Here is a 25,463-nt window from a genome sequence, read left to right on the forward strand (position 1 = left end):
AGAAATATTTTGATAAGTAGCAAAAAGAATTATTTTTGCATTAATTATATACTGATTTGAAGAAATTATTATTATTTCCACTATTTCTTTCAGGAATTGTTTCGTTTGCTCAGAACGGGACAAACGTTTATCCTTTTCTGAATATTCCTGTTTCTGCAAGACAGGCAGCTCTTGGCGGTGATGTGATCAGCATAAGAGATAAAGATGTCTCCTTTGCTATTGCCAATCCTGCGTTACTGAATAAGGAATCGCATAATCAGCTTTCAGTAAATGCTGCAGCATATCTTGCCGACACAAAATACGGAACTATTGCATACGCAAGAGATCTGGATAATGGTCACATGGTGACGATCAATGGAAGATACATGAATTACGGAAATATTCCCCGAACTGATGAAAGCGGTTTTGAAATGGGTGATTTCACTGCTTCAGATGTTTCCGTAGGTGCAGGATACGCCTATCAGTTTGAGGAAGACTGGACGATTGGGGGAGGTCTTAATTTTATCACATCAAAAATAGACACCTATACTTCTTCTGCTATTGCGGGAACTGCCGGAATTACTTATCATAATAAAATCAACAAAGAGGTAGCATCAGTTGTTTTCAGAAACTTCGGATATCAGCTAAGCTCTTTCAATGGAGTAAGAGAAAAACTTCCTTTCAGAATAGATTTAGGGTACACAAAAATTTTAAAGAATTTTCCTCTTGCCGTAACAATTACCGCTCATGATTTGCAGCAGTTTGATATTTCTTCAGATTACAATATCAATGAGCAGGAAGTTGGCATTGGAAGAAAAATAGCAGATCACTTCTCTGTAGGAGCAGAGCTTTTTCCTGAGAAAGGATTCAATATCAGACTGGGCTACAACGTAAGAAGAGGAAGCGAACTTGCCGTATTGGATCAGCGAAATTTCTCAGGTATTTCCGGAGGATTTGGTCTGAAGATATCAAGATTCCGTATAGATTATGCACATGTACGCTATCATAATGCTTCTAACGTTAATCAGGTTGGTATTTCTGTGGATTTGAATACCCGTCACGGAGAATAAAAATAGATTCATGTCTGTATCCTTGATTTTTTCATAAAATTTCTTGAAATTTGTATTATGAAAAAACCAGTAATTGCTATTGACGGCTACTCATCTACAGGAAAAAGTTCAATATCAAAAATCATTGCCGAAAAACTTGGAATCGTACATTTAGATACCGGTGCTTTGTACCGTGGTATTACATGGTTTGCTCTTCAGAACTGCACAGATAAAGATGGCAATATCAGTTTGCAGAAACTTTATGATTCTTTTCCAATCATCAGTCTTGAATTTAAAAGAGATGAAGATGAGCTGGTTTTATATGTCAACCAGATCAATGTTTCAAAAGAAATAAGGACGGCAGAAGTTTCCAATCATGTAAGTTTTATTGCGAAACAAAAAGAAGTAAGAGATTTTCTGCTTGAAACTCAAAGGTCAATTGCAAGAAATGAAGGCGTTATTATGGATGGAAGAGATATTGGAACTGTTGTTTTGCCAAGTGCGGATTTTAAGTTTTTTCTTACTGCAAGTATTGAAGAGCGTACCAAAAGAAGATATGAAGAACTTCTCTCTTTAGGATTGGAAACCGATATCGATCAGGTACGGGAAAATTTAATTGAAAGAGACCGTATAGACAGCGAAAGAGAAATTTCTCCGTTAAAAAAAGCCGATGATGCAATTGAGATAGATAATACAAATCTTTCAAAATCTCAGACGATAGAAAGCATTCTTTACCATTTAAAAAAAATTAACGATTTTTATTAATTATTAAACTGATTGGTATATAAATTGTAACCTTATTTATCAAATACTATTATACTAACTATTAAAAAACAAAAAATGTCTAAAAAAAATAATACAGCAGGTATTTTGGCAGGACTTTTAGCAGGTGCTGCAGCAGGTGTCGTATTAGGAATGCTTTACGCTCCTGAAGAGGGAAAAGAAACCAGAAAAAAGATCAAAAATAAAGCTGAAGATCTTAAAGATCAGGCTAAGAATAAATATGGCGAAGTATCTGAAAAAATGAAAGGACAGTATGAAAGCATTTCATCTACTTTCAAAGAAACAGCAAACAATGTTGCTCATACCGTAAAAGACGGATATGACAAATATAAAGATCAGATCGTATCAAAAACTACCGACATGGTAAAAGATGTTGAATCTGGATTGAACGATCTTAAAAATTAATATTTAATTTATATTAAATACATAGAAAAGGAACTTTGTAAATGAGTTCCTTTTTTTATAACTTTAAAAAATAAAAGGATGATCGAAACTATAAAAGAATACGCATCTAAAAGAATAGATCTGTTAAAAATTGAAGCGACAGAAAAATCTTCAATTTCAGCAGGCGTAATTGCCTATCTCGTTATTTTGCTGGTAGCTTTTGGCTTTTTTATCATTCTTTTCAATTTTGGTTTGGCATTTCTTATCGGTAAAGCACTCAATGACTATTCGCTGGGCTTTCTTATTATTGCAGGCTTTTATCTGCTCATCATGATTTTGGTGGTGGTTTTTAAGAAAAAAATTGTAAATATGGTCGCAGATAAAGTAATCCAATTTTTAAATCATTAAAATTATGGGAAGAAATTACAACAGCTTAGAAGAACTCAGGAGAAAAAAGAAACTTCTGAAAGAAGAAGTCAACGATCTTGAGGGACTTTTAACTTTCAAAAATACAAAAGAGAGTCTCAGTGCATTTACCAACGGGCTTACTGACCAGTATCTGAAAGAAAAAATAGATGAAAATGGTGAAGAAAAAACCGTTATCCGAAAAGATGTAATTGCGAAACAGATTACTTCCGAAGTAAAAGATCTTATTTTAAGCAAAAATACGGCAATGGGTATTGCCGGAAGTGCGCTGAAAGGTGATGCCATGGATACTGTTCTAAAACTGGCAGTAACGGCGTTTGTTGCTAATTATGCAAAGAAAAATATGAAAAGTTCTAACTGGAAGAAGAAGATTCTGGGTGCAGCCCTAATCTATGTTGCGCCAGTAGCTCTGAAATTTGTTCGTACAAAATTAGAAGCATATCAAAAAAGCAAAAGTGTATCCAGCATGGAACAATTGATATAAGTTTTGGAGTTGGAGAATCCTGACGTTTTACGTAATTGTTCTCCTGCTCTTTAACTTTAATTTAAACTCTAAAAAGCTGACCAAGAATTATTCCTGCTGCCATAGAAACATTGAGGCTTTCTGTAGATTGCGATTTCCCGAATCTTGGAATACTGATTTTCTTATGAAGTAAATTTTCAGTTTCGCTTCTGATTCCGTTACCTTCGTTTCCTAAAATTAAATTTATTTTTTGAGGTTTTTCAAAATGATAAATATTCTCCCCTTCCATATCTGTTCCGATATTGGAATTCTGAGTTGAGGAAAGATATTCTGTCAAATTACAGTAAGCAATATTCACCCGTGTGAAAGATCCCATTGTAGCCTGAATGACTTTTGGGTTGTAAAAATCTACAGTATCCTCGCTACAGACAATCTGTTCTATGCCAAACCAATCAGCAAGCCTGATAATTGTTCCTAAATTTCCTGGATCCTGTATTCCGTCTAATACTAACTGGAAATTTTTTTCTTCAAATTTATTACTTTCCGCAAGCACACAGACAGCAACCGAATCTTTTGGATTTTTAAGGAAACTTATTTTTTTTAGTTCATTTTCAGATAACTGAGTAAACTTCACCTCTTCCGAAAGAAAATTGTTTACCTGTGTAGAAAATATTTCCCTAATTTTAAAGTTAGAATTAGGAAGTTCCATTATAGTTTTATTACCTTCAACCAAAAACAAGTTGTATTTTTGCCTGAACTTCTTTTTATCTAAAGATTGTAAAATTTTAATTGTATGAGCGGTAAGCATTATAAGAATTCTCCTCAAAAGTATTATAAAATAATATCATTTGCAACATTTGTCGGATTACTTTATGCCTGTAGTACCACAAAGAAAGTTCCGGACGGAGAATATCTGCTTACACAAAACAATTTTGAGTTTGAAGACAAAAAACAGTTTTTTGATGAAGAACTGAAAGATTACGTACAGCAGAAGCCCAACAAAAAGCAGCTGCTCTTTTTACCGCTTGGCTTACTTTTTTATAATGCTGCCAATCCTAAGTATGATACACTCCTTAGTGAATATATGACCTATCCGAGCGAAATGAGAAATCAAAAACTTCGTGATTCTCTTTTCATTAAATACAATATGCAAAGCAGTGTAGGGAAAAGTCTTTTTATGGACAGGCTTTATCACAATTGGGGAACTCCGCCTGTAATTCTTGATCAGACAAGAACAGAGAAAAGCGCAGAACAGATACAAAATAGAATGACATACAGAGGCTTTTGGGATTCTGAAGTAAAGTATAGTCATAAGCTGGATTCGGCTGCTAAAAAAGCCAATGTAAATTATTCAATTAAACATAATGCTCCTACCTATATCAAAGAATATTATTACAATATTCCTGATGCGGGAATCAAAGGAGTTTTCAGGCAGAGACTTCATGAAAGCTTGGTAAGAAAAGGACAGATATTAGATCAGACCGTTTTAGAAAAAGAGATTTCCAGAATCAATGAGCTCATGCGTGATAATGGCTATTACAGATTTAACGCAGCTAATGACGAAGTTGGTTTCGTGGCAGATTCTCTCAAAAGTACAAAAGAGGTTCCGCTCGTTTTGGAAATACATAAAGATTCTTTAGATAGACCTTACAAAAGAGCCACTTTTGGAAATATTGATGTTGCAATAGTCAATCGTCCTTCAGATTTTCCGAAACGTACGGTAAAAGACAGTCTTAGAAGAATAAGATTTCATAAAATTAACGATCAGTATAAAACTCCGTCTTTATGGAGAGCAATTATTGTTGACAGTGAGTCCCAATATGATCAGAAAAAGCTAGATCTTACCAAAAGAAATCTTTTAGCGATGAACAATTTCAGTATTCTGAAAGCAAGAGATTCTTTGCGACAAGGTGGTGTGAATGCTCCTAATGACAGCATTGTTGATGTTCTTTATGTATTAAAACCGCTGGATAAATACGAACTGAAAGTAGGAACAGACCTGAATTATTCTCAGCTTTTAAATTTTGGTATTTCGCCATCTGTTGATCTTACCACAAGAAATGTTTTTGGAGGTGCAGAAAACCTTACCACAAGTGTTGCGGGAACTTTTGGATCTATCAGAAACCCTAAAAATCTGGATAAAAGAATTTTAGCCTATGAATATTCTGCACAGGCATCATTGAGTTTCCCAAGATTATTGCTCCCTTTCAGCTATTATAAATTGATTCCTAAACGATACTCTCCTACTACATCTATAGTTTTGGGAGCATCAGTACAAAATAACATCGGACTGGGCAGAACTAACTTCAATACAGGATTAAATTACTTTGCGAATGTGAATGATCAGTCGTCTCACAGACTAACTTTATTTAATACTTTATTCAGTTTAACAAAAAATAAAGACAGTTACTACGATTTTTTCGTTAACGACAATATTATCAGGCAAACAGTTTTTGATGATTATTTTACTTATAATCCTCAGGCACAACAGCAGTTCAATTCCGGAGCTTTGACGAGAGATCAGGTTTCTGAACAAATTTTAGCAGATGAAGGATATGTAAATACTTTAGATAAAAAAAGGGCTGAAGATTTATTATCTTTTTTGGGAACTCTTGTTAATAAAGACAGACAAACACAGGATGTTTTGATTTCATCAATGATTTATAATTTTATTTATAACGAAATTGGTAAAAAAGATTACCCTAATGCATTTTATTTCAATGGTAAAGTTGAATTGGCGGGAAATATTCCGAGTATTTTTAATCAAAGCAGAAATGACGGTGGTGGTGTGCTGCGAAGTCCTGAAAGAACGATTTTCGGAATTCCTTATGCACAGTTTGTAAAATTTGATTTTGATGTCAGAAAATATTTTAAATTCAACGGAAATCAGACTTTGGCACTTCGTCAGTTTATTGGTTTGGGTATTCCTTATGGCAACTCTTCCACAATGCCTTTTGTGAGATCATATTTCAACGGTGGAGCAAATGACATCCGTGCATGGATCGCTTTTGGAGGTCTTGGTCCGGGAGGATCTCAGATTGATGATAAAGTTCGTACTTATCTCATGGGAAATATAAAACTTACTACTAATATTGAGTACAGAATCCCATTTACGGAAATGTATGAAGGTGCAATTTTTACCGACATCGGAAACGTATGGAATACAGAAAATAACGGCTTTGATGATCAGTTTAAATTCAATCGTTTTATTCGCGAAATGGGTGTCGGAAGCGGACTTGGATTAAGGCTGAATATCGCTTATATTACTTTAAGAGTAGATTTGGCGTATAAAATATATGATCCTAACAAACCAGACGGAGAGAGATGGAGATTTAATAAATTTCAGCCATTAAAACCAACATTGAACATTGCTTTTGGATATCCTTTTTAATCTGGAGAAATTCCTAAGACAAAATAGACCACTGCCACTACCCTCGCCAGAATTTCACGGGACTGGTTTCGGTAGTAGCTTTCGGGTTTTGATACATCCTGCGCATCAAAACCCAATGCATTCATATTATTGTTTCTGGCGAAAAAGAGCGCTCTCAGATTGTGAAAACCTTGGGAAACAATGATTACGTTTTCCTTATTGTAGGTGTTTTTACAACGCAAAATACTTTTGTAGGTGTTGAATCCTTCAGGATCTTCAATGATAATATCTTCAGGAACACCTTCCTGATAAATAAGATAATTTTTCATTGCAGCAGGCTCATTATATCCCTTACTTTTTTCACCGCTTACAATTATTTTTTTAATTTTTCCGTGATGATAGAGAAGAGCGGTTGCATCCATTCTTTTTGTAAAATAAGGATTTGATAATCCTGAACGCATTCTGGGAGAAGTTCCCAAAACCAAAGCCACTTCGCGAGGAGGAATTTTTGATATTTTAGTGTACGTTCTTCCTCCCGTCAAGCCAAAAACCCATGCATTAGAAAGACATACCAAAAGAAAAACAATTTCTATTGATAAAATAATCGATCGGTATATGTTTCTGATGATTCTCAATTAAAATCAAAATTAAGCTTTATTTTCTGACTTTTTGCAATCGCCATACATGCTAAAATTTTCCCCTGAGCTTCTTCTCTTTCTGTTAAATATTCATTTTCCAGCAGCTCAACTTCGCCGTACTCTAAAGTGCATTCACAGCTTCCGCAAATCCCCGATTTGCAAGAATACGGCAGCGGGAAATTTTTTGTAAGAAGTTGTTGCAGAATTTTATTTCGGTTGTTCTCAAGATTTGTTTCGTAATGCTTTCCAAAGAGTTTGAATTCTACTTTAATATCTTCAATGAGTGGAAATTCTTTTTCTACAGGATAAAGATCGTCATTAAATTCTTCAAATAATTCAAAATGAATGTTTTTCTTTGGAATTCCGTGATGATAACATGCATTTGCCAAAGATTTAATCATTTCTCCCTTTCCACAGATTAAAACTTCATCTACAGCATCCCAAATAGTAGATTCCTCATCCGTATCATCAAGATGTAAAATCTGATTGATAATTAAACCCAATTTTTTTTCGTCTAATCTTCCGAAGAAAAAATGATTATCAGGCTTTTCATGAGAATAAAAATAGAAAATCTGAAACCGCTCACCGTAAGTTTCGGCTAATTGATCAAGAGTCTTTTTATAGGCAGTATCTTCAGCACTTTTATTACCAAAAAAAAGAAACAGTCTTGTTCTGGGTTCTTCATGAAGAATATTCTTGAAATGGCTTAAAATTGGAGTAATCCCGATTCCCGCCGCAAATCCAACAATCGTTCTGAATTCGCTTGGTTTTGAAACTAAAGTAAATCTTCCTGCCGGTTCGCTTACCAAAATTTCATCTCCTTCGTGATAATCTTTGAAAAGATGTGAGGCTGCGCCGTTCTCAGAATTTATTTTGATGCCTAAAGCAATTGTATTTTCAAAAGGTGCGGATGTCATAGAATAATCATTAATGACTGTTTTACCCTGAAAATCTATTTTTACACTTACAAACTGACCGGCTTCAAATGAAAACTGATTTTGCAATTCCTCTGGAATGTCAAATTCCATAGAAAAAGTATTTTTGGTAAGTTGTTCCTTTTTCTTTATTTTTAGCCAATGAAACCTGATAAGTTTCCCTTTGTAGATTTGTTGTTCCATACTTCAATTCAAAAATAATAAAAAATAATCATGAAGCCAGCATTACTCTATTTTTCTCTGAGAAGAAAATTTTAGTAACGGCTATGTTTCCAAAGACAATTTATAAACAAAAAATTTAATATCAACGAATTTTTTATAGAGATAAACTGTTGATACAATTTAAAATTTTAGAAATGAAAAAAATAATAGTTTCAGTTTTTTTAGCCACAGCATTGATGAGCTGTAAAAAAGAAAATGAAAAACTGCAGGAAGCTGATACAACAGAAGATTCCGCAGCAATCTCAACCATGCCAGAAACTGAAAATCCAAAAGAACCGATCAAAGCTTTTTCGATACAGGAAATGAATGAATTCCTTCAGAAGAAAAATGACACACTTTATGTAACCAACTTTTTTGCAACCTGGTGCGGTCCTTGTGTAAGGGAAATTCCTCATTTTAAAAATAAAATACAGGAATTGAACGGGAAGCCTGTAAAAATTACTTTTGTAAGTTTAGACAGCAAAAGTGACTGGACTACCAAAGTGCCTCAGTTTACAGATGAACTGGGAATAAGAAACAATACTGTTTTGCTGGACGGCCAGCTTCTTGATCAAAACTTTTTCACATCCAATTTTAAACAATGGACGGGTTCTGCCATTCCTTTTACCTACATGCGAAAAGGTGATAAAACTGACGAAACTTTAGGAATGATCAGTGAACAACAGCTGACTGATAAAATCAACTCTTTTTTGAAATAAATAAGAATTAGATTTTGTCATGTTAAATAAATTTGGAATCCTGTGTTTAATATTGGTCTTTGCAATTATTTTTGCATCAGCGATTAATCTGAATACAGGATTTTTAAGTTTAAGTTTTCATGATTTTTTCTTTGAATCTGCCAACAGTCAGATTGCTGAAATCCGCATAAATCGTGTGTTGGTTATGCTATTGGCAGGAATATCAATTCCCACTTCTGGATTTCTCATGCAGGAATATTTCCAGAATCCTTTGGCGGGACCGGATGTTCTAGGAATTACTTCCATCTCGAGTCTTACCGTAGCTTTTTATATTTTCTTTTCACAAAGTATACTTTTGCCTGAGTTTCTTCAGAACAGTTTTTTGAGTCTTTCTGCCATCGCCGGAAGTCTTATATTAATGCTTATACTTTTATCTGCTTCCAATAAATTTCAGGATAAATCTTACCTGATTATTTTCGGTTTTCTGGTATCGGCTTTTGCGGGAGCAATTGTATCTCTGCTGCAATTTTATGCGGAAAATCAAAGTCTTAAAAATTATATTCTTTGGTCTTTCGGAGCGAATAATATGGTAACGAGAAATCAGATTTACGTTCTATCAATATTAATATCTGCAGGGCTTTTCTTTTGTTTTAAAACAATAAAACCGTTGATTGGGAATTCGTTGGGAAATTCTTACGCACAAAGTCTGGGAGTTAACATGAATACACTCAAGATGCTGATCATTGTATCTTCTTCGCTTCTTTCTGCATCTGTTACAGCTTTTTTAGGTCCTATCCTGTTCATAGGAATTGTAGTACCTCATTTCTGCAGGCTCATTTATAATCCTTCAAAACTTTGGCAGCAATGGATTCTTAATATGTTTTTAGGAATGCTTATGATGCTGTTCTTTTCAATCATTGCTGAAAAAAGTCAGATTCCAATTAATGTAATCAGTTCGGTTTTCGGAATTCCGGTCATATTGATGATGCTTTTAAGACAAACTAAAGTTTAGGCTGAAAATTTTAATTAAATTACTTGTAAAGCTAACTTCTTCTTTAACTAAACTATGAAGGAGGTTTTCTACAAAATAAGAAATGAATGATAACTGCTTTCAATTAAATTTAAAATGCGTAAAAATTCAGTTCTTATTTTTCAACACCATCTTTTACTATTTTTCCTACTTCTACTTTTTCTTTAATTTTAATGAAATTAGGATCTAAAATTGCCATTCTTTCCGCAATAGCTTTATAAGTCGGAAACTTCAGAATCGAAGCTCTGCCCGACATTTCGCGGTATAAGGTAAATGTTTTTCCGCCTGCTGTTTTGAGTTGCTTTGTTGTGGTAATATATTTCCCGATAAACTTGCTTTTAGCATCATAAATTTCAAGATCAATAAAAGATTTATCGGTTATTGTGTCTTCTGAACCGAAACTTACGGGAAGATTGGTAAAATATCCTACCGGAACGCCATTGCTGAGAATTTCTCCAACATTATTGACTGTAATATTAAGTTTGTCGATTTTAGAGCGAGTAGTATATGCTTCTTTAGTTTTATTGTCCAGTTTTCTTTTAGGAGAATTTTTGAACAGCTCATCAAGATTCTTAATGTTTATTCCTCTTTCATCAATAATTTTTAAACTCTTGATGCAGGTATAAACTGCCGATTTTTCATCACCTGAAAATGCTGATGGTGATATATAATCCAGATCAAGTATTTTTTCCTGATTGTAAATTCTATTAAGTCTGATATAACTGTCTCTTACTGAATCTACGATACTTCTGTCTACAAATTTAACTGTGAAAATCGGTGTTTCTTTTAAATCCATAAAGGTATACTCTCCGGATTTACTTGAAATTTTTGCGACGTGAATTCCTTCCAAACTTACAATTCCTCTTTTGGTTTTTATGTTTTGAGCATGAATTAAAGCATAAAAAACCATTAAAAAAATCATTAAACCTTTCTGCATATAACAAGTTTTATAAACATAAAAAAAGTGTAACAAAGTTACACTTTCCTGAAAATATATTTAGCTTTATATTTAATTATTCGCAAAGGATAATTCCTTTATCATGATTAAATTCTATCACACCGCTTTTGATAGGATAAGAAAAAACAGAATCTTTCTCATTTTCTTTAGTGAAATGTTTAGCATAAGTATTGTCTATACTATTTGTATAAAGTTTTACTTTGCCACCAACCAAAGAAGATACGATTCCTGCGTGATTTTTCATAATATGAAACTCACCGTTTTTTCCCGGAAGCAAAACAGAGTTTACCTCTCCTTCAAAAACTACATATTCTGGTGTTAATATTTTTATGTTCATTTTAATTTAGATTTGAAGATTTCAGATTTCAGATTTCAGACAACATTAAAGTCTCATGTCTAGTATCTCAAATCTTTATGTCTAATTTATTAAGCGTTATCCGCTAACATTTTTTGTCCGGCTTCGATCGCTTCTTTGATGGTTCCTTTCAAGTTGAAAGCAGCTTCAGGCAGGTGATCTAGTTCACCATCCATAATCATGTTGAATCCTTTGATGGTGTCTTTAATATCTACCAAAGATCCAGGAATACCTGTAAACTGTTCTGCTACGTGGAAAGGCTGAGATAAGAATCTCTGTACTTTTCTTGCACGGTAAACAACCAGTTTGTCTTCTTCTGAAAGTTCTTCCATACCAAGAATTGCGATAATATCCTGTAATGCTTTATATCTCTGAAGAATTTCTTTTACTCTCTGAGCACAATTATAATGTTCCTCACCGATAACTTCCGGAGCTAAGATTCTTGACGTAGAAGCCAAAGGATCAACCGCAGGATAAATACCTAATGAAGCAATTTTTCTGTCTAATACTGTTGTAGCATCCAAGTGAGCAAACGTAGTTGCAGGAGCCGGGTCAGTTAAGTCATCCGCAGGTACATAAACCGCCTGTACTGATGTAATTGAACCGTTTTTAGTTGAAGTAATTCTTTCCTGCATCGCACCCATTTCAGATGCCAATGTTGGCTGGTAACCCACCGCAGATGGCATACGACCTAAAAGTGCAGACACCTCAGAACCAGCTTGTGTAAAACGGAAAATATTATCTACGAAGAACAATACGTCTCTACCTTGTCCGGTTTCTCCACCATCTCTATAGTATTCAGCTAAAGTAAGACCAGAAAGTGCTACTCTTGCTCTTGCTCCAGGTGGCTCGTTCATCTGTCCGAAAACGAATGCAGCTTTAGAATCTTTCATTGCTTCTAAATCTACTTTAGAAAGATCCCAACCTCCATTTTCCATAGAATGCATAAAGTCATCACCATATTTGATGATACCTGACTCTAACATCTCTCTCAAAAGGTCATTTCCTTCTCTCGTTCTTTCACCTACTCCGGCAAAAACTGAAAGACCTCCGTGTCCTTTTGCAATATTATTAATCAACTCCTGAATTAATACCGTTTTACCTACACCTGCACCACCGAACAAACCAATTTTACCTCCTTTTGCGTAAGGCTCAACCAAGTCGATTACTTTGATACCTGTAAATAAAACTTCTGCAGAAGTTGAAAGCTGATCAAATTTTGGAGCTTCTCTGTGGATTGGTAAACCTCCTTCTTTAGAAATCTCCTGAATTCCGTCGATAGCATCACCAACAACGTTGAAAAGTCTTCCGTTTACAGCTTCACCAATAGGCATCGTAATAGGTTTACCATAACCAATTACTTCCTGACCTCTTGTAAGACCATCTGTTGCATCCATTGCAATACATCTTACTGTGTCTTCACCAATATGCTGTTCTACTTCTAATACTACTTTTTCACCGTTTCCTTTTGTAATCTCCAAAGCATCATAAATGCTGGGAATTGCTTCCACATTCGAAAATACTACGTCGATTACAGGACCAATAATTTGAGAAATCTTTCCTTTAATTTGGTTTGCCATTGCTAAATTTTTTCTTGGTGCAAATATAATCAATCTTGGGAAACTCACAATTGCTAAAAAAAAGATTTTTGTCATGCTTTTTCAATAATTTGCCAATGTAGCAGTTTACCGGTTTATCAATCATTTTTACGGATAAAAACATTGGTACATTGTTATATCAATACATTGTTACATTATACTTATATTTGCAGTCAAAATTTTACTATTGAAAGTTTTCAGAAATTTCAGCGATTATTTTTCCAAAAAACCATTAGCCTTATCTTTAGGAATGTTTGACGGCGTTCATCTTGGTCACAAATACATTATGGATGAATTGAAAAAAGCAGGTTCTGAAAACAATCTCGAAACAGCAGTTCTTACTTTCTGGCCGCATCCAAGATTTGTTTTTAATCCTAATGAGGATCTTAAGCTTCTTAATACTTTAGAGGAAAAGACTTTACTGATGGAAAAATATGGTATCGGGAGTCTGTTTCTTAAAGAATTTGATGAAGAATTTCGAAATTTAACAGGAGAAGAATTTGTAAGACAGATTTTGATTAACCGGTTAAATGTAAAATATTTAATTATAGGCTACGATCATTCTTTCGGCAAAAATAAAAGCGGAAATTTTGAATTGCTCAAAAAACTTTCAAAAGAGCTGGATTTTGAGGTTGAGCAAATGGAAGCTATCAATATTCACGAAAATAACATCAGCTCGACAAAAATCAGAAAAGCATTATTGGAAGGTAATATTATAAAAGCAAATGAAATGCTGGGTTACCAATATTCACTTTCAGGAACTGTAGTTCATGGCAAAAAAATAGGAAGAGCGATTGGTTATCCAACAGCCAATATCGAAACCGAAAATATCAAACTACTTCCCAAGAAAGGAGCTTACATTGTAGAAGTTTTTGTCAAAAATCAGTCTTACAAAGGGATGTTAAGCATCGGAACAAATCCTACTGTGAATGGCGAAAAATTAACCGTTGAAGTGTATATTCTTGATTTTGAAGAAGATATTTACGACGAAAATATAACGGTGAAGTTTAGGGATTTTCTTCACGACGAAATTAAATTCGAAGGCATGGAAAAATTGGTTGAAAGATTGGATGAGGATAAAAGGTTGACAAAAGAGTTTAACTTTTAAGCTGGCTGATTTCTTCTCTTATTTTCTTCGTCAATGATTTGAAAACCAAATCATACGAGTGATCAATCATCTTTAAAATCAAATCTTTCTTAAGCCCGTCAACGGAAACAGAATTCCAATGTGTTTTATTCATATGATACGCACCTGTAATCTGAGGATATCTTTCCCGAAGTTCCAGACTCCATTCAGGATCTGTTTTTACATTGATATTTAGAGGCTGCTTTTCTAAGGGCATCAGCAAAAACATTTTTGTACCTACTTTCATCACAAGAGTTTCTTCGTCAAAAGGAAAGCTTTCCGTAACTCCTTTTTTGGAAAGACAATAGTCTAAAATGTCGTTGGCATCCATTTCGTATATTAAGTTAAGTTAATAATTAGTAGGATAATAATTATGATATAATTTATAATATTTGTTTCAAATTTATTAATTTTAAGAATGAAATGCCACAATAAACTATAATTGTATTAATCAATTAATGTAAATATAAAAATTTATAAATTAAGACTAATATAATTAAATAAAAAAAATCTATATATGAAAGCTTTGGTAATAGGCGCTACAGGTGCTACGGGGAAAGATTTGGTACAGCAACTTTTGTTGGATAATGATTTTAATGAAGTAAATGTTTTTGTAAGAAAACCTCTTAATATTTATAACGACAAGCTGAAAACTCATGTAATTGATTTTGAAAAGCCTGAAGAGTGGAAGAATCTTGTTGATGGCGACGTAGCTTTTTCATGTTTGGGAACCACTTTAAAAGATGCCGGAAGCAAGGAAGCACAGAGGAAAGTTGATGTTGATTACCAATATGAGTTTGCCAAAGTTGCCAAAGAAAATAATGTGGAAGATTATATATTAGTTTCTTCTTACGGTGCTGATCCGAAGTCAAAAATATTTTATTCAAGAATGAAAGGGGAACTGGAGCAAGCGGTAAGAAATTTACATTTTAATAAAATCACCATCTTCAAACCGGGAATGCTGGAAAGAAAAGATTCTGAAAGAACCGGAGAGGTTTTAGGAAGCAGAATTATTAAGTTTGCTAATAAGCTGGGATTATTTGAAAGTCAAAAGCCATTGCCTACTGCAGTTTTGGCAAAAGCCATGATTAATGCTTCTAAAATTAAGAGCAACGGATATTCCAGTATTAAACTTGGTAATATCTTTTGTTTCGCAGAAAAAAATCATTAAAATATTTCCTAAATAAAAAAGCTTAACAGATGATCTTTCCGTTAAGCTTTTTTTATAGGTGAATTTAAATTGAATTATTTAGCCTGTAATTGAGCTTCTTTAGCTCTCATTTCTACCACTTTAGGCTGGTTTTTCATGATTGAATAAATTTCTTTGAGTGTAATGACCGCATCAAGACTATCTGGTTTTGTTTGGTACCATTTTTCTGCGTATGGAAGAGCTTTAGCAAATCTTTCTTTTCTTGCCTCGATGAGTTCTGTAGCTTTGTCAGAATCTGTTTTTCTAACGGCATTGATTGCATCAACGGCTTTTGCATCGTCACCAATTACTGTATACACCAAATTTTGATGTGCTTCAGCCATTGTAGGTTTTAGCTCTAAAGCCTTTGTGAAAGAAGTAATTGCGTCAGCCTGAGTTGCTTCATCTTTTGACTGCAAAACTCCTAGATTATACCAGTTGGTTGCATCATTAGGATTTTTTGCTATCTGCTCTTTAAGATTTGTCATAAATTGATCAGTTTTACCTGATGCATAGAGTGCACTTCCCTGATATTCTTTTAATTTAGCGTTATTTGGATACTTTGCCAAACCTTTTTCTATCACTGCTAAAGCTTCATCATTTTTCTTAGCATTTAAAAGTAAAGTAGATAATGTTTCATACATATCCGGCTCTACGCTTTTAGTCTGCTCAGTTTTGTATTCTGTATAATCTTTTGAACCGGTTTTCTTCAAAGTCTCCCAAATATCTTTGTTCAGAGAAACAACTTGTCCGGTTTTTGCTTCTTTCGCTGTATATTGTGTCTGTACACCAGTAAATCCTGAGTTTACCAAATCTGTATAAATTTTGATAGCTTCATCTACATTGTTTGCTAATGCATAACTTAAACCGGCATAATACATGTAAATTTTATCATCATTACCATTTGTTTTAAGCAAATTGTAAAGCTCTACAAATTTAGGACCAGCTACGGTATAGTTTTTTGCATTGTAGGAATCGAAGGCTACTTTGCTGGTTGCATCTACTTGTGCAGCTACATCTTGCTTTTGTGCAAAAGCTAAAGACGATAGCGTTATTGCTACACTTAAAATTAACTTTTTCATAGGTGAATTTTTAACTATATTAATGATTATTCAGAGTCAGACTCTATGTCATTTTCTGAATTATTATTTTCTAAATTTTTCTCTGATTGAGATTCATCTTGGTTAGGAACAACATTCTCTTGTGCCACTTCATTTTCCAATTCCTCTTCTGCAACATCTTTATCCATTTCTACTTTTGCAATGGCTGCAATCTCATCATTCTTTTTAAGGTTGATCATTCTTACTCCCTGAGTATTTCTACCCATTACTCTCATCTCATCCATATTCATTCTGATGGCAACACCGGATTTGTTAATAATCATCAATCCATCGTCGTCCGTCACGTTCTGAATAGCAATCAAATTACCTGTTTTCTCTGTAATATTCAGAGTAATAACCCCTTTTCCGCCTCTGTTGGTAATTCTGTAATCTTCTACAGCGGTACGTTTTCCGTAACCTTTTTCAGATACCACAAGTACCGTCTCGCGCTCTACATCATTTACAACAATCATTCCAATTACTTCATCATCTTCCTCCATAGAAATACCACGCACTCCGATAGACCCTCTTCCTACCTCTCTTACTTTTTCTTCCGGGAATCTGATGCACTTTCCGTTTTTGGTAGCAATCATAATCTGAGATTCTCCGTTGGTAAGATAAGCACTCAGCAACTGGTCGTTTTCTCTGATTTCAATAGCATTAATACCATTTACTCTCGGTCTGGAATAAGCTTCAAGTGAAGTTTTTTTAATAGTTCCGTTTTTAGTGATCATTACAACATTCATCTGATTGATATAATCTACATCTTTCAGATCATTGGTTCTGATGTATGCTTTTATTTTATCATCGGGTTCAATGTTGATCAGGTTTTGTACGGCTCTTCCTTTTGCCGTTTTAGAACCCTCAGGAATTTCAAATACCCTCAACCAATAGCATTTACCTTTTTCGGTGAAAAACAGCATATATTGGTGGTTGGTCGCAGAAACAATATATTCTAAGAAATCTGAATCTCTCGTAGTTGCTGCTTTATTCCCAACTCCTCCTCTGCTTTGGATTTTATATTCTGAAAGTAATGTTCTCTTTACATAACCGGCGTGTGAAATCGTAAGAACTACCGCTTCATTCGGAATGATGTCTTCAATTGACATTTCTCCACCTGAGTAATCAATTTCAGTTCTTCTTTCGTCGCCGTATTTTTCTTTAATTTCAATTAATTCATCCTTAATAATCTGGAATCTCCTCGGTTCGTTTGCCAAGATATCTTCTAAATTATTAATTTCTTTCATAATTGATTCGTATTCGTCACGGATCTTATCAAGCTCCATTCCTGTAAGACGAGCCAAACGAAGATCAAGAATAGCCTGAGCCTGAATTTCAGACAGATCAAATTCCTGAATAATTCCTTCTTTTGCTGCCTGTGGAGTGGCACTGTGACGGATAATTGAAATTGCTTTATCTAAAGAATCCTGAGTACCGATCACTTTCATGAAACCTTCAAGAATGTGCGCTCTTTCTTTTGCTTTTTTAAGCTCGTACTCGGTTCTTCTTACGATGATCACGTGTCTGTGCTCAACAAAGTGATGGATAATGTCTTTTAAATTCAGCTGCTCCGGTCTTCCGTTTACCAATGCAATGTTGTTAACACTGAAAGAAGTTTGAAGTGAAGTATATTTATATAATAAGTTTAAAACAACATTAGGAATTGCATCATTTTTCAATTCATAAACAATACGCATCCCGTTTCTGTCAGATTCATCTCTTATTTCAAAGATTCCCGGGATTTTTTCATCTTTTACTAACTCAGCTGTTCTGGCAATCATTTCAGCCTTGTTTATTTGATAAGGTATTTCGGTTACAATAATTGCATTTCTGTTGTGCACTTCTTCAAAGCTTACTTTTGCTCTAAGGACTACTCTGCCTCTTCCGGTGTGGAAAGCATCTCTTACACCATCATAACCGTAGATGATACCTCCTGTAGGGAAATCCGGAGCAACAATATGCTGTATCAGTTCATCAATTGTAATCTCTCTATTGTCTATATATGCGGTGATTGCATCTATAGATTCTGATAAGTTGTGAGGCGCCATATTCGTTGCCATACCTACTGCGATACCGGAAGTACCATTAACCAGGAGATTAGGGATTTTTGTAGGCATTACGGTAGGCTCCTGTAAACTGTCATCAAAGTTATTTTGAAAATCTACCGTTTCTTTATCTAAATCTGCTAAAATTTCGTCAGATATTTTTTTAAGTCTTGCTTCTGTATAACGCATTGCTGCAGGTGGGTCACCATCCATAGAACCGAAGTTACCCTGCCCGTCAACCTGAGGATAACGCAAACTCCACGGCTGTGCCATTCTTACCATCGCATCATAAACGGAAGAATCTCCGTGCGGGTGATATTTACCCAAAACATCACCAACGATTCTGGCTGATTTTAAATATTTTCTGTTTGAAAAAACTCCCAAACCATACATACCGTAAAGTACTCTTCTATGTACGGGTTTAAGACCATCTCTCACATCTGGTAATGCTCTCGAAACAATAACCGACATTGAATAATCAATGTAAGATGATTTCATTTCATCAACAATGTTGATAGGAATTAATCTTTCTCCTTCTTTTTGCATATATAAGTTTTATTACAATGATAATCAGACTATTAAAAATACGCCTGAAAACAATTTATTTTCAAATTTTAATAACGGGCTAAGTTACAAAATTTTTGACGATTTTTGCCTGAGAATTATATCAAAATATCTTAAAAAATATTAAATTATGAGTGTACTGAGCCTAACTTTTCATTGTATGAAAAGCAATATAACAGAGTGGGAAAAATATGTAGATGAAACTTTGATTCTAATGACTGAAAATCTGATGGATGTAGATCAATATATTCTTTCTGAAGTAGATAGCGACTATATAGAAGAAGGTAAAAACTATAATCTGCTGCTGATTTTTTCAGATGACGAAAAAAGGGAAGAGTTTACCAAAAGCGAATTATTGAATATAACAGAAAGAATTGAAATCAAATTTGGTGATCAGATTATGATTTTTAATACTTCTCTGAATCCTATTAAAAAAAGAATTTAAAATAATAAAACCCCTTTTGTAAAGGGGTTTGCTTTTAAATAAAATAATCTTTTGAATAATAAAATTTTTTCTGAAGGTTGTCTTTCGAAGTGTCTTTTTTGTTTTCCAGACTTCCATGTCTTGGGTGAGGTGGTTTTGGTGGTTTTGGAGGTCTTGGAGGTGGATGACACGCTGCCAAAGCAAATGTGATGCTAAAAACAACCAAAAACTTGAGTAAATTTTTCATATTTCTTCTGTTTGATTGCTAGTAATGAATCAAGCTAAGTGCCAAAAGTTTTTCTTCTTAGTTTTTTCTCTTAAAATGTAAAAAGCATCCCTGTCGGATGCTTATTTTTTATCTTCTATGTTTGTTATGACGCGGTTTGTGTTTGTAATGTCCATGGCCATGACCTTTTTTTTGCATATATACTTTTTTTACCTGTCCCGGAGGAGCTGCTCCCCTTCTACCAGGATGGCTGTGTACGATACAGGAAGTCAGTATAGCGAAAATAACTGTAACTCCCATCAGTTTCATTAATCGTTTCATATCTATCATTTTAAAAACTGATTTGGATAGGTACAATCATGATGCCAAATGATGTTTGCAATGTAAGTCAGAGATGTTATAAGATTAAACTGCTTTATTCATAATCCCACACTTTCGCTGCGTTTTTCAAGCATAACGAGGTCTTTCCATACACCATGTAGCATACCTACTTTTTTTCTCGTTCCCACCATTCGAAAACCATTTTTCTGATGAAATTTTATTGAAACTTCATTTTCCGGAAAAATATTAGACTGTAAAGTCCAAAACCCATGATGTTCGCTGTCTGCAATCAGTTTTTTCAAAAGTAAAGTCCCTAAACCTTTGCCTAAATATTGCTGATCGAAATAAATACTTACCTCTGCAACACCTTTAAAACATGCTCTTTTACTTACTGGCTTTAGCGCACACCACCCTATAATAAGACTGCTGTCATTTTCCAATACCCATCTGCATTCACTGAAAAAGCTTGTATTCCATTCTTCAGCGCTTGGTAATTCGGTATCAAATGTAGCGATTCTGCTGTCAATTCCCTGCTGGAAAATTTCCAGTACTCTACTTTCATCCTGCGGAAGCATTTCTCTTATTTCATAGTTCATTACTAATGCTTTTACTTTAATACATAATTTGCTGTGTCTGAAACTTTACAGTTTCACCGCCAAATTTAGATAATAAAAGGCAACAAAAAAACTGCTTTTTCAAGCAGTTTCATATACAGTTATTTTTACAGAAATTATCTGTTGGAGATATCCAGTCTTACAGGCATTACGAATGATGAAGCCAGCATATTTGCATTCAGTTTGTTAGAATCAATCTTATACTGAAGATGAGATAAAACATTTTCAATCTCTTTACTTACGTTTTTACAATCTCCTTTTGAGCGTACATTGATGATCTTACCATTTTCCGCAATGTCAAATTTTACTTCAGAATTTACAATTCCTTCTTTGTAGTCGGAATTTGTAAAATCAAAGTTTTGGATAAGTAATTTCTTAATCTCAGCGAAAGCATCATTTTTATTGATTAATACCTCCTCAATGGTATTGCTTTCTTTTGTCTGGGCATTTGCTGTATTGATTATAGATGCAAATCCGAATATGATGAATGTTCCTAATAGTATTTGAATTTTATTTTTCATAAGTCTTTGATTTTTGATTAGTTAAACTTTCTTATATCAAAGATATATAAAAATATTCATATTAATTTCATATTCAGTTAACATTCAGTTAACATTAAAAATTAAAATGTTGTAAATGAGATGTTTATATATGAAAAAATATTAAAAATTTAATATTGCAATCCTCTTTTCTTATTTGATTTTCATATTTTAACCTCAGTTCGGGATAAAAAATAAATTTAAATAATTGACTTATCGCATTATATTAATGTATCGCTACGAAAACAGAAGATTTTTTACTTTTTGAAAGTTTTTAAGCTAAACAGCCACTTTGTTTATTGAAAAAAGACAAAAATGGCATTACTTTAAGTTAAAGTTTATACTGAGTGTAGTCGAAGTGCCTTTTTTATCTTAAAACTGAATTCCTGATAATTGAATCTCTTTGTTTAACAATGCGTTTTGAAAACCTTATCCCGAACTTGGGTTATTTTAGTTTAATAAAGGTATTAATTACGTCTGTTTTTATAAAATGATGAGATATATTATTTCTTACTTGGATAAATAAAATCGGTGAAACAAACTGCTTCACCGATTAAAAATAATAATAAGATGTTAATTTAATGTATCTATATGATTAAAGTATATATCACTTTTCCCAATTAATTCTTTTGGTCTGAACATTCCGAGAATCCGTTCCGATCATAATGTCAAATTCTCCGCCTTCCCAATCGTAATTCAGCTGATCATCATGAAATTTCAGATTTTCAGGAGTTAAACTGAAACTGATGCTTTTTGTTTCTCCTTTTTTAATGAATACTTTTTGGAAGCCTTTCAATTCCTTCACAGGTCTTACCACTTTCCCGAATAAATCTCTTATGTAAAACTGCACCACTTCTTCCCCATCGTAATTTCCGCTGTTGGTAACATTTACACTGATGTTTAAGGTCTGATTTCCTTTAAGAATTGTTGAACTTAAATTTATATCAGAATATTTAAACTGAGTATAACTTAATCCATAACCAAAAGGGAATTTCGGGTCATTATCCAAATCAATATAAGCGGAAACATAGTTTCTGTCTGTATTGTTTTTTGCCGGTCTTCCTGTATTATAATGATTGTAATAAACAGGAATCTGTCCTTCTGTTCTTGGGAAAGTCATGGGAAGTTTTCCGCCCGGATTTACCGTTCCGAAAAGTACGTCTGCAATAGAATTTCCAGCTTCGGTTCCTAACCACCAAGTGTAAACAATAGTTGGAATATTGTCTGCTGCCCAGTCAAAAACCAGAGGTCTTCCTGCATTGATCATTAAAACAATCGGCTTTCCTGTTTTGGCAATTTCTTTCAGAAGATCTTCCTGAACTCCAGAAAAATGAATATTACTTCTACTCTTTGCCTCACCGCTCATTGCGTGACCTTCACCTAAAGTCATAATGACTACATCTGCTTTTTTTGCCGTTTCCACCGCTTCGGCAAACATCGATTTATCCTGATCGTCTACATTTGCGCCTTTTGCGTATAGCAATGTTGAGTTTTTGTCTAATTGATTTTTAATTCCGTCAAACTGCGTTACAATTCTCTGGTTATCATCTTTAAATGCCACCGACCAAAATCCGTGATTGGCAGAAGTTTCTTTTCCAAAAGGACCAATTAAAGCAACCGTTTTTACCGATTTTGAAAGAGGTAAAATGTTCTTTTCATTTTTAAGTAAAACAATACTTTTTGAACCAAATTCTCTTCCGAATTTTCTGTTTTCAAGATTATTTAATTGTTCTTTCTGTCTTTTTTCGTCACTAAATCTGTAAGGATCATCAAACAATCCCATTTCAAATTTTTTAACCAAAATTCTTCTTGCTGCATCATCAATCAGCTTTGGATCAACTTTCCTTTCTTTAACCAAATTAGGAAGTTCAGCCATATAAGCACGGCTTTCCATATCCATATCGCTTCCCGCAATGATTGCTTTTTTGGCAGCTTCTTTGTTATCTTTTGCATAACCGTGAGGAACCATTTCACCGATACTTCCCCAGTCTGAAACCACAAAACCATTGTAGTTCCATTTACCTTTTAATAAATCTCTTAAAATATATTGATTGGCTGTTGCCGGAATTCCGTTGATGTCGTTAAAAGAATTCATAAAAGTGGCAATACCCGCTTCTGCAGCTGCTTTGAAAGGTGGTAAATACGTTTCATGCAATTGTCTTAAACTCATATCAACAGAATTGTAATCTCTTCCGCCAACTGCCGCTCCGTACGCTGCAAAATGCTTTGCACAAGCCATGATCGCATCCAGATTTCCCAAACCTTTTCCCTGAAAACCTCTGATTCTTGCCAAACCAATCTGTGTTCCCAGATAAGTATCTTCACCTGAACCTTCCATTACTCTTCCCCATCTCGGATCTCTTGCAATGTCGACCATCGGGGCAAAAGTCCAGTGAATTCCGTAAGCGGAAGCTTCGGTTGCTGCAATTCTTTCGGATTTTTCAATCAATTTTAAATCCCAGCTTGCTGCCTGACCCAAGTTCACCGGAAAAGTTGTTCTGTAACCATGAATCACATCCTGTCCGAACAGCAAAGGAATTTTTAGTCTTGATTTTAAAGCTAATTCCTGAAATTTTCTGGTTTCCTGCGCTCCTGCAACATTCAGCATAGAACCTACTTTTCCCTGTTTTATTTCACTTAAAACATTTGCTGAGCTGGAATTTTGAGGACCTGTAGCATATTCAAACCCTGAATACTGAACAAGCTGCCCCACTTTTTCCTCTAACGTCATTTTTGATAAAAGTTCAGAGACTTTCTGATCAATTGTTTTTTGCCCGAATGCATTAATTCCAAATACTGTAAATGCTAATATGAAATAAAGTCTTTTCATTTCTGATTGAATTTTGATTGTGACTTGCTAACTTTAATTTAAAATACATTATAAACAAAGAATTTTACAAACTTCATCATTGTTTTTTTAAAGCTAACAAAATTACAATCAATAAATTGTTTGTGGTTAATCCTTTTTAAAAGACATATGTTGCCGTGGCATTTCCTGCAATCGTTACAGGAGCGGTCTTTTGATTCATTTTAATATTGAAGTTTCTTTCGGAAGAACTGCTGTTTTGTACAATAAGAACCGTTTTTCCGGCAGGTGTTTTGAAGGCTGCGGTCGCAAGATTATCCAGCTGGGTAGAAGCAATTCTTACAGAGTTTGCCGGAACAAATTTGGAAGCATGCGCAATAATATAATATGCTACGTTTTTTTCATAACTATTTGCACTATTAATAGTAACTGCACCTTTACATTGTTTGCATCCGCCCTGTGTATGCGGACCAAAAGAAGCATTATTGGCAACATTCCATTCCAGTGCATTTCTACTCCAGTTTCTCATCGAACCAATGATCACATTCTTGATGTGCCAATCCAGATCTCCGCCAAAATTCCCAGCTGAACTCGTCCATTGTTCTGTAAAGTAAACATTTTTATTTGGAAATAAATTATGAACGGTACTTAATGCAGAAATATCACCTGCATATAAATGAAATGCAGATCCATCAACAAAAGGATAAGCCTCAGAATCATTCAGAATAGCTAAAGGATAAGCCGGGTTGTCACAATTGTGATCGTAAGTAATAATTTTAGTATTAATATTTGCTGTCTGAAATGCTGGTCCCAAATGAGTTTTGATAAAATTTGTCTGATCTGTAGCACTCATATACATGCTTGGATTATTACCCGGATGCAGCGGCTCGTTTTGAGGGGTGATCGCATCAATATTGATTCCCTGAGATTTCATAGCCTGAATATATTTTACAAAATACTGTGCATAGACATTGTAATATTCAGGTTTTAGGCTTCCACCAATGCTGCTTCCGTTGTCCTTCATCCATACAGGAGATGACCACGGTGTTGCCAGAATTTTTATGTTAGGATTAATCAATAAAATATCTTTCAGCATTTGAACTAAAGCCTGATCTTTGTTAAGACTGAAATTTGACAAAGAAATATCAGTCTGTCCTGCAGGCATATCATCATAAGAAAAAACTTCACTGTTTAGATCTGATGCGCCGATACTTATTCTTAAATAACTTACGCCGATGCCATTGCTGCTGAAAAGGTCATTTAGTAATTCCTGTTTTTTTGATGCGCTTAGCTGATTGATTACTTCAACACTTCCTCCGGTTAAAGTATATCCAAAGCCATCAATGGTCTGGAAAACCTGTGCAGGATCTATATCAATGTTTCCGTAATTATTTGGTGACGAACTAAAATAAGCGGCATTCTGCTGCTGTAACTTTACAGACTGATCGCCTTTTGTAACCCAGATCTGAACGGGATCGCCGGATGTGTTTCCGCCTCCTCCGTTTACCGGATTTTCATTACCTGATAAATCTGCTGTTGTATTACTGCAATTAAAAAAAGAAAGAAGTGCTAGACCGCAAAGTGCAGCACCTCTAAAGAAACTATATGAATTTTGTAATTTCATTTTAAATCTTTATGGATT

25 protein-coding genes are annotated in these 25,463 nt (G+C 34.3%); 11 read left to right on the forward strand and 14 right to left on the reverse strand.

Translation table 11 applies throughout. The annotated features are described in order from the left end of the window. The first annotated feature begins 56 nt into the window (after positions 1 to 56). The 5 genes from porQ to AC0NBN_RS13490 all read left to right on the forward strand — a co-directional run bounded on the left by porQ (position 57) and on the right by AC0NBN_RS13490 (position 3,105). Positions 57 to 1,049 (forward strand): type IX secretion system protein PorQ, encoded by a 993-nt coding sequence (gene porQ, locus AC0NBN_RS13470; RefSeq protein ID WP_089743922.1) that lies wholly within the window; start codon positions 57 to 59, stop codon positions 1,047 to 1,049. A 57-nt stretch (positions 1,050 to 1,106) separates the two neighbouring features. Beyond that, entirely contained in the window at positions 1,107 to 1,793 is a 687-nt protein-coding gene (cmk, locus tag AC0NBN_RS13475) for a (d)CMP kinase (RefSeq protein ID WP_160813937.1), read from the forward strand. A 75-nt stretch (positions 1,794 to 1,868) separates the two neighbouring features. Next, positions 1,869 to 2,216, forward strand: coding sequence for a YtxH domain-containing protein (locus AC0NBN_RS13480; protein WP_143885082.1), 348 nt, complete (start codon positions 1,869 to 1,871; stop codon positions 2,214 to 2,216). 78 nt (positions 2,217 to 2,294) lie between these two features. Further along, a complete protein-coding gene (locus AC0NBN_RS13485; RefSeq protein WP_143885081.1) occupies positions 2,295 to 2,603 on the forward strand; it encodes a phage holin family protein in 309 nt (102 codons plus the stop codon). A 4-nt stretch (positions 2,604 to 2,607) separates the two neighbouring features. Further along, on the forward strand, positions 2,608 to 3,105 hold the full coding sequence (locus tag AC0NBN_RS13490) for a phosphoribosyl-ATP pyrophosphatase (RefSeq protein WP_160813938.1): 498 nt from the start codon (positions 2,608 to 2,610) through the stop codon (positions 3,103 to 3,105). Between the two features lie 61 nt (positions 3,106 to 3,166). Here AC0NBN_RS13490 and AC0NBN_RS13495 read toward each other — a convergent pair whose 3' ends face one another. Next, positions 3,167 to 3,892, reverse strand: coding sequence for an RNA methyltransferase (locus tag AC0NBN_RS13495; RefSeq protein ID WP_160813939.1), 726 nt, complete (start codon positions 3,890 to 3,892; stop codon positions 3,167 to 3,169). Here AC0NBN_RS13495 and tamL point away from each other — a divergent pair. Then, on the forward strand, positions 3,878 to 6,475 hold the full coding sequence (tamL, locus tag AC0NBN_RS13500; RefSeq protein WP_160813940.1) for a translocation and assembly module lipoprotein TamL: 2,598 nt from the start codon (positions 3,878 to 3,880) through the stop codon (positions 6,473 to 6,475). The genes AC0NBN_RS13495 and tamL overlap by 15 nt on opposite strands. On the opposite strand, the gene AC0NBN_RS13505 is transcribed toward tamL, so the two are convergent. Further along, a complete protein-coding gene (locus tag AC0NBN_RS13505) occupies positions 6,472 to 7,080 on the reverse strand; it encodes a SanA/YdcF family protein (RefSeq protein WP_474468607.1) in 609 nt (202 codons plus the stop codon). The two genes, tamL and AC0NBN_RS13505, sit on opposite strands and share 4 nt — an antisense overlap. Before the next feature lie 5 nt (positions 7,081 to 7,085). Further along, positions 7,086 to 8,210, reverse strand: a complete 1,125-nt coding sequence (locus AC0NBN_RS13510) for a ferredoxin--NADP reductase (protein ID WP_160813942.1) — start codon at positions 8,208 to 8,210, stop codon at positions 7,086 to 7,088. Positions 8,211 to 8,383: 173 nt separating this feature from the next. Between AC0NBN_RS13510 and AC0NBN_RS13515 the strand changes: the two genes are divergently transcribed. Both AC0NBN_RS13515 and AC0NBN_RS13520 read left to right on the forward strand, forming a co-directional pair. Next, a complete protein-coding gene (locus AC0NBN_RS13515) occupies positions 8,384 to 8,947 on the forward strand; it encodes a TlpA disulfide reductase family protein (RefSeq protein WP_160813943.1) in 564 nt (187 codons plus the stop codon). A 19-nt stretch (positions 8,948 to 8,966) separates the two neighbouring features. Further along, the gene (locus AC0NBN_RS13520; RefSeq protein ID WP_160813944.1) at positions 8,967 to 9,938 is read left to right on the forward strand and encodes an iron ABC transporter permease; all 972 of its coding nucleotides are present in this window, start codon (positions 8,967 to 8,969) and stop codon (positions 9,936 to 9,938) included. Between the two features lie 133 nt (positions 9,939 to 10,071). Here the strand turns inward: AC0NBN_RS13520 and AC0NBN_RS13525 are convergent, their stop codons facing one another. The 3 genes from AC0NBN_RS13525 to atpD form a co-directional block, all read right to left on the reverse strand. Then, entirely contained in the window at positions 10,072 to 10,893 is an 822-nt protein-coding gene (locus tag AC0NBN_RS13525; RefSeq protein WP_160813945.1) for a hypothetical protein, read from the reverse strand. A gap of 76 nt (positions 10,894 to 10,969) precedes the next feature. Further along, positions 10,970 to 11,251 carry a FoF1 ATP synthase subunit delta/epsilon gene (locus AC0NBN_RS13530; protein ID WP_089743901.1) on the reverse strand — a complete coding sequence of 94 codons (282 nt, stop codon included), beginning with the start codon at positions 11,249 to 11,251 and terminating at the stop codon, positions 10,970 to 10,972. An 89-nt stretch (positions 11,252 to 11,340) separates the two neighbouring features. After that, positions 11,341 to 12,849 (reverse strand): F0F1 ATP synthase subunit beta, encoded by a 1,509-nt coding sequence (atpD, locus tag AC0NBN_RS13535; protein WP_160813969.1) that lies wholly within the window; start codon positions 12,847 to 12,849, stop codon positions 11,341 to 11,343. Between the two features lie 205 nt (positions 12,850 to 13,054). Between atpD and AC0NBN_RS13540 the strand changes: the two genes are divergently transcribed. Beyond that, a complete protein-coding gene (locus AC0NBN_RS13540) occupies positions 13,055 to 13,975 on the forward strand; it encodes a bifunctional riboflavin kinase/FAD synthetase (RefSeq protein WP_160813946.1) in 921 nt (306 codons plus the stop codon). Here AC0NBN_RS13540 and AC0NBN_RS13545 read toward each other — a convergent pair. Beyond that, the gene (locus AC0NBN_RS13545) at positions 13,965 to 14,324 is read right to left on the reverse strand and encodes an MmcQ/YjbR family DNA-binding protein (RefSeq protein ID WP_160813947.1); all 360 of its coding nucleotides are present in this window, start codon (positions 14,322 to 14,324) and stop codon (positions 13,965 to 13,967) included. The two genes, AC0NBN_RS13540 and AC0NBN_RS13545, sit on opposite strands and share 11 nt — an antisense overlap. Positions 14,325 to 14,510: 186 nt before the next feature. Here AC0NBN_RS13545 and AC0NBN_RS13550 point away from each other — a divergent pair, with 186 nt between their 5' ends. Next, positions 14,511 to 15,164, forward strand: coding sequence for an NAD(P)H-binding protein (locus AC0NBN_RS13550; RefSeq protein ID WP_160813948.1), 654 nt, complete (start codon positions 14,511 to 14,513; stop codon positions 15,162 to 15,164). Between the two features lie 74 nt (positions 15,165 to 15,238). Here AC0NBN_RS13550 and AC0NBN_RS13555 read toward each other — a convergent pair whose 3' ends face one another. Next, a complete protein-coding gene (locus AC0NBN_RS13555; protein ID WP_160813949.1) occupies positions 15,239 to 16,264 on the reverse strand; it encodes a tetratricopeptide repeat protein in 1,026 nt (341 codons plus the stop codon). 26 nt (positions 16,265 to 16,290) lie between these two features. Next, a complete protein-coding gene (gyrA, locus tag AC0NBN_RS13560; RefSeq protein WP_160813950.1) occupies positions 16,291 to 18,873 on the reverse strand; it encodes a DNA gyrase subunit A in 2,583 nt (860 codons plus the stop codon). 148 nt (positions 18,874 to 19,021) lie between these two features. Between gyrA and AC0NBN_RS13565 the strand changes: the two genes are divergently transcribed. Further along, a complete protein-coding gene (locus AC0NBN_RS13565; protein ID WP_143885067.1) occupies positions 19,022 to 19,336 on the forward strand; it encodes a DUF4286 family protein in 315 nt (104 codons plus the stop codon). A gap of 34 nt (positions 19,337 to 19,370) precedes the next feature. On the opposite strand, the gene AC0NBN_RS13570 is transcribed toward AC0NBN_RS13565, so the two are convergent. The 5 genes from AC0NBN_RS13570 to AC0NBN_RS13590 all read right to left on the reverse strand — a co-directional run bounded on the left by AC0NBN_RS13570 (position 19,371) and on the right by AC0NBN_RS13590 (position 25,445). Next, positions 19,371 to 19,562 carry a hypothetical protein gene (locus tag AC0NBN_RS13570; RefSeq protein ID WP_160813951.1) on the reverse strand — a complete coding sequence of 64 codons (192 nt, stop codon included), beginning with the start codon at positions 19,560 to 19,562 and terminating at the stop codon, positions 19,371 to 19,373. Positions 19,563 to 19,960: 398 nt separating this feature from the next. After that, entirely contained in the window at positions 19,961 to 20,458 is a 498-nt protein-coding gene (locus tag AC0NBN_RS13575) for a GNAT family N-acetyltransferase (RefSeq protein WP_160813953.1), read from the reverse strand. A 134-nt stretch (positions 20,459 to 20,592) separates the two neighbouring features. Further along, complete coding sequence (locus AC0NBN_RS13580) at positions 20,593 to 20,997, reverse strand: hypothetical protein (RefSeq protein WP_143885063.1); 405 nt, start codon at positions 20,995 to 20,997, stop codon at positions 20,593 to 20,595. A 625-nt stretch (positions 20,998 to 21,622) separates the two neighbouring features. Further along, positions 21,623 to 23,845, reverse strand: coding sequence for a beta-glucosidase BglX (bglX, locus tag AC0NBN_RS13585; protein ID WP_160813954.1), 2,223 nt, complete (start codon positions 23,843 to 23,845; stop codon positions 21,623 to 21,625). Positions 23,846 to 23,981: 136 nt separating this feature from the next. Next, positions 23,982 to 25,445 carry a glycoside hydrolase family 30 beta sandwich domain-containing protein gene (locus AC0NBN_RS13590; protein WP_160813955.1) on the reverse strand — a complete coding sequence of 488 codons (1,464 nt, stop codon included), beginning with the start codon at positions 25,443 to 25,445 and terminating at the stop codon, positions 23,982 to 23,984. Positions 25,446 to 25,463: the final 18 nt, after the last annotated feature.

The organism is Chryseobacterium sp. L12 (genome assembly GCF_056133985.1).

What these genes read in the sequence shown, in the direction of transcription:
- cmk (WP_160813937.1), top strand. Translation starts at nt 1,107, where the DNA reads ATGAAAAAACCAGTAATTGCTATTGACGGCTACTCATCTACAGGAAAA.
- AC0NBN_RS13480 (WP_143885082.1), top strand. Translation starts at nt 1,869, where the DNA reads ATGTCTAAAAAAAATAATACAGCAGGTATTTTGGCAGGACTTTTAGCA.
- AC0NBN_RS13485 (WP_143885081.1), top strand. Translation starts at nt 2,295, where the DNA reads ATGATCGAAACTATAAAAGAATACGCATCTAAAAGAATAGATCTGTTA.
- AC0NBN_RS13490 (WP_160813938.1), top strand. Translation starts at nt 2,608, where the DNA reads ATGGGAAGAAATTACAACAGCTTAGAAGAACTCAGGAGAAAAAAGAAA.
- tamL (WP_160813940.1), top strand. Translation starts at nt 3,878, where the DNA reads ATGAGCGGTAAGCATTATAAGAATTCTCCTCAAAAGTATTATAAAATA.
- AC0NBN_RS13495 (WP_160813939.1), bottom strand. Translation starts at nt 3,892, where the DNA reads ATGCTTACCGCTCATACAATTAAAATTTTACAATCTTTAGATAAAAAG.
- AC0NBN_RS13510 (WP_160813942.1), bottom strand. Translation starts at nt 8,210, where the DNA reads ATGGAACAACAAATCTACAAAGGGAAACTTATCAGGTTTCATTGGCTA.
- AC0NBN_RS13515 (WP_160813943.1), top strand. Translation starts at nt 8,384, where the DNA reads ATGAAAAAAATAATAGTTTCAGTTTTTTTAGCCACAGCATTGATGAGC.
- AC0NBN_RS13520 (WP_160813944.1), top strand. Translation starts at nt 8,967, where the DNA reads ATGTTAAATAAATTTGGAATCCTGTGTTTAATATTGGTCTTTGCAATT.
- AC0NBN_RS13525 (WP_160813945.1), bottom strand. Translation starts at nt 10,893, where the DNA reads ATGCAGAAAGGTTTAATGATTTTTTTAATGGTTTTTTATGCTTTAATT.
- AC0NBN_RS13530 (WP_089743901.1), bottom strand. Translation starts at nt 11,251, where the DNA reads ATGAACATAAAAATATTAACACCAGAATATGTAGTTTTTGAAGGAGAG.
- atpD (WP_160813969.1), bottom strand. Translation starts at nt 12,849, where the DNA reads ATGGCAAACCAAATTAAAGGAAAGATTTCTCAAATTATTGGTCCTGTA.
- AC0NBN_RS13545 (WP_160813947.1), bottom strand. Translation starts at nt 14,324, where the DNA reads ATGGATGCCAACGACATTTTAGACTATTGTCTTTCCAAAAAAGGAGTT.
- AC0NBN_RS13550 (WP_160813948.1), top strand. Translation starts at nt 14,511, where the DNA reads ATGAAAGCTTTGGTAATAGGCGCTACAGGTGCTACGGGGAAAGATTTG.
- AC0NBN_RS13555 (WP_160813949.1), bottom strand. Translation starts at nt 16,264, where the DNA reads ATGAAAAAGTTAATTTTAAGTGTAGCAATAACGCTATCGTCTTTAGCT.
- gyrA (WP_160813950.1), bottom strand. Translation starts at nt 18,873, where the DNA reads ATGCAAAAAGAAGGAGAAAGATTAATTCCTATCAACATTGTTGATGAA.
- AC0NBN_RS13565 (WP_143885067.1), top strand. Translation starts at nt 19,022, where the DNA reads ATGAGTGTACTGAGCCTAACTTTTCATTGTATGAAAAGCAATATAACA.
- AC0NBN_RS13570 (WP_160813951.1), bottom strand. Translation starts at nt 19,562, where the DNA reads ATGAAAAATTTACTCAAGTTTTTGGTTGTTTTTAGCATCACATTTGCT.
- AC0NBN_RS13575 (WP_160813953.1), bottom strand. Translation starts at nt 20,458, where the DNA reads ATGAACTATGAAATAAGAGAAATGCTTCCGCAGGATGAAAGTAGAGTA.
- AC0NBN_RS13580 (WP_143885063.1), bottom strand. Translation starts at nt 20,997, where the DNA reads ATGAAAAATAAAATTCAAATACTATTAGGAACATTCATCATATTCGGA.
- bglX (WP_160813954.1), bottom strand. Translation starts at nt 23,845, where the DNA reads ATGAAAAGACTTTATTTCATATTAGCATTTACAGTATTTGGAATTAAT.
- AC0NBN_RS13590 (WP_160813955.1), bottom strand. Translation starts at nt 25,445, where the DNA reads ATGAAATTACAAAATTCATATAGTTTCTTTAGAGGTGCTGCACTTTGC.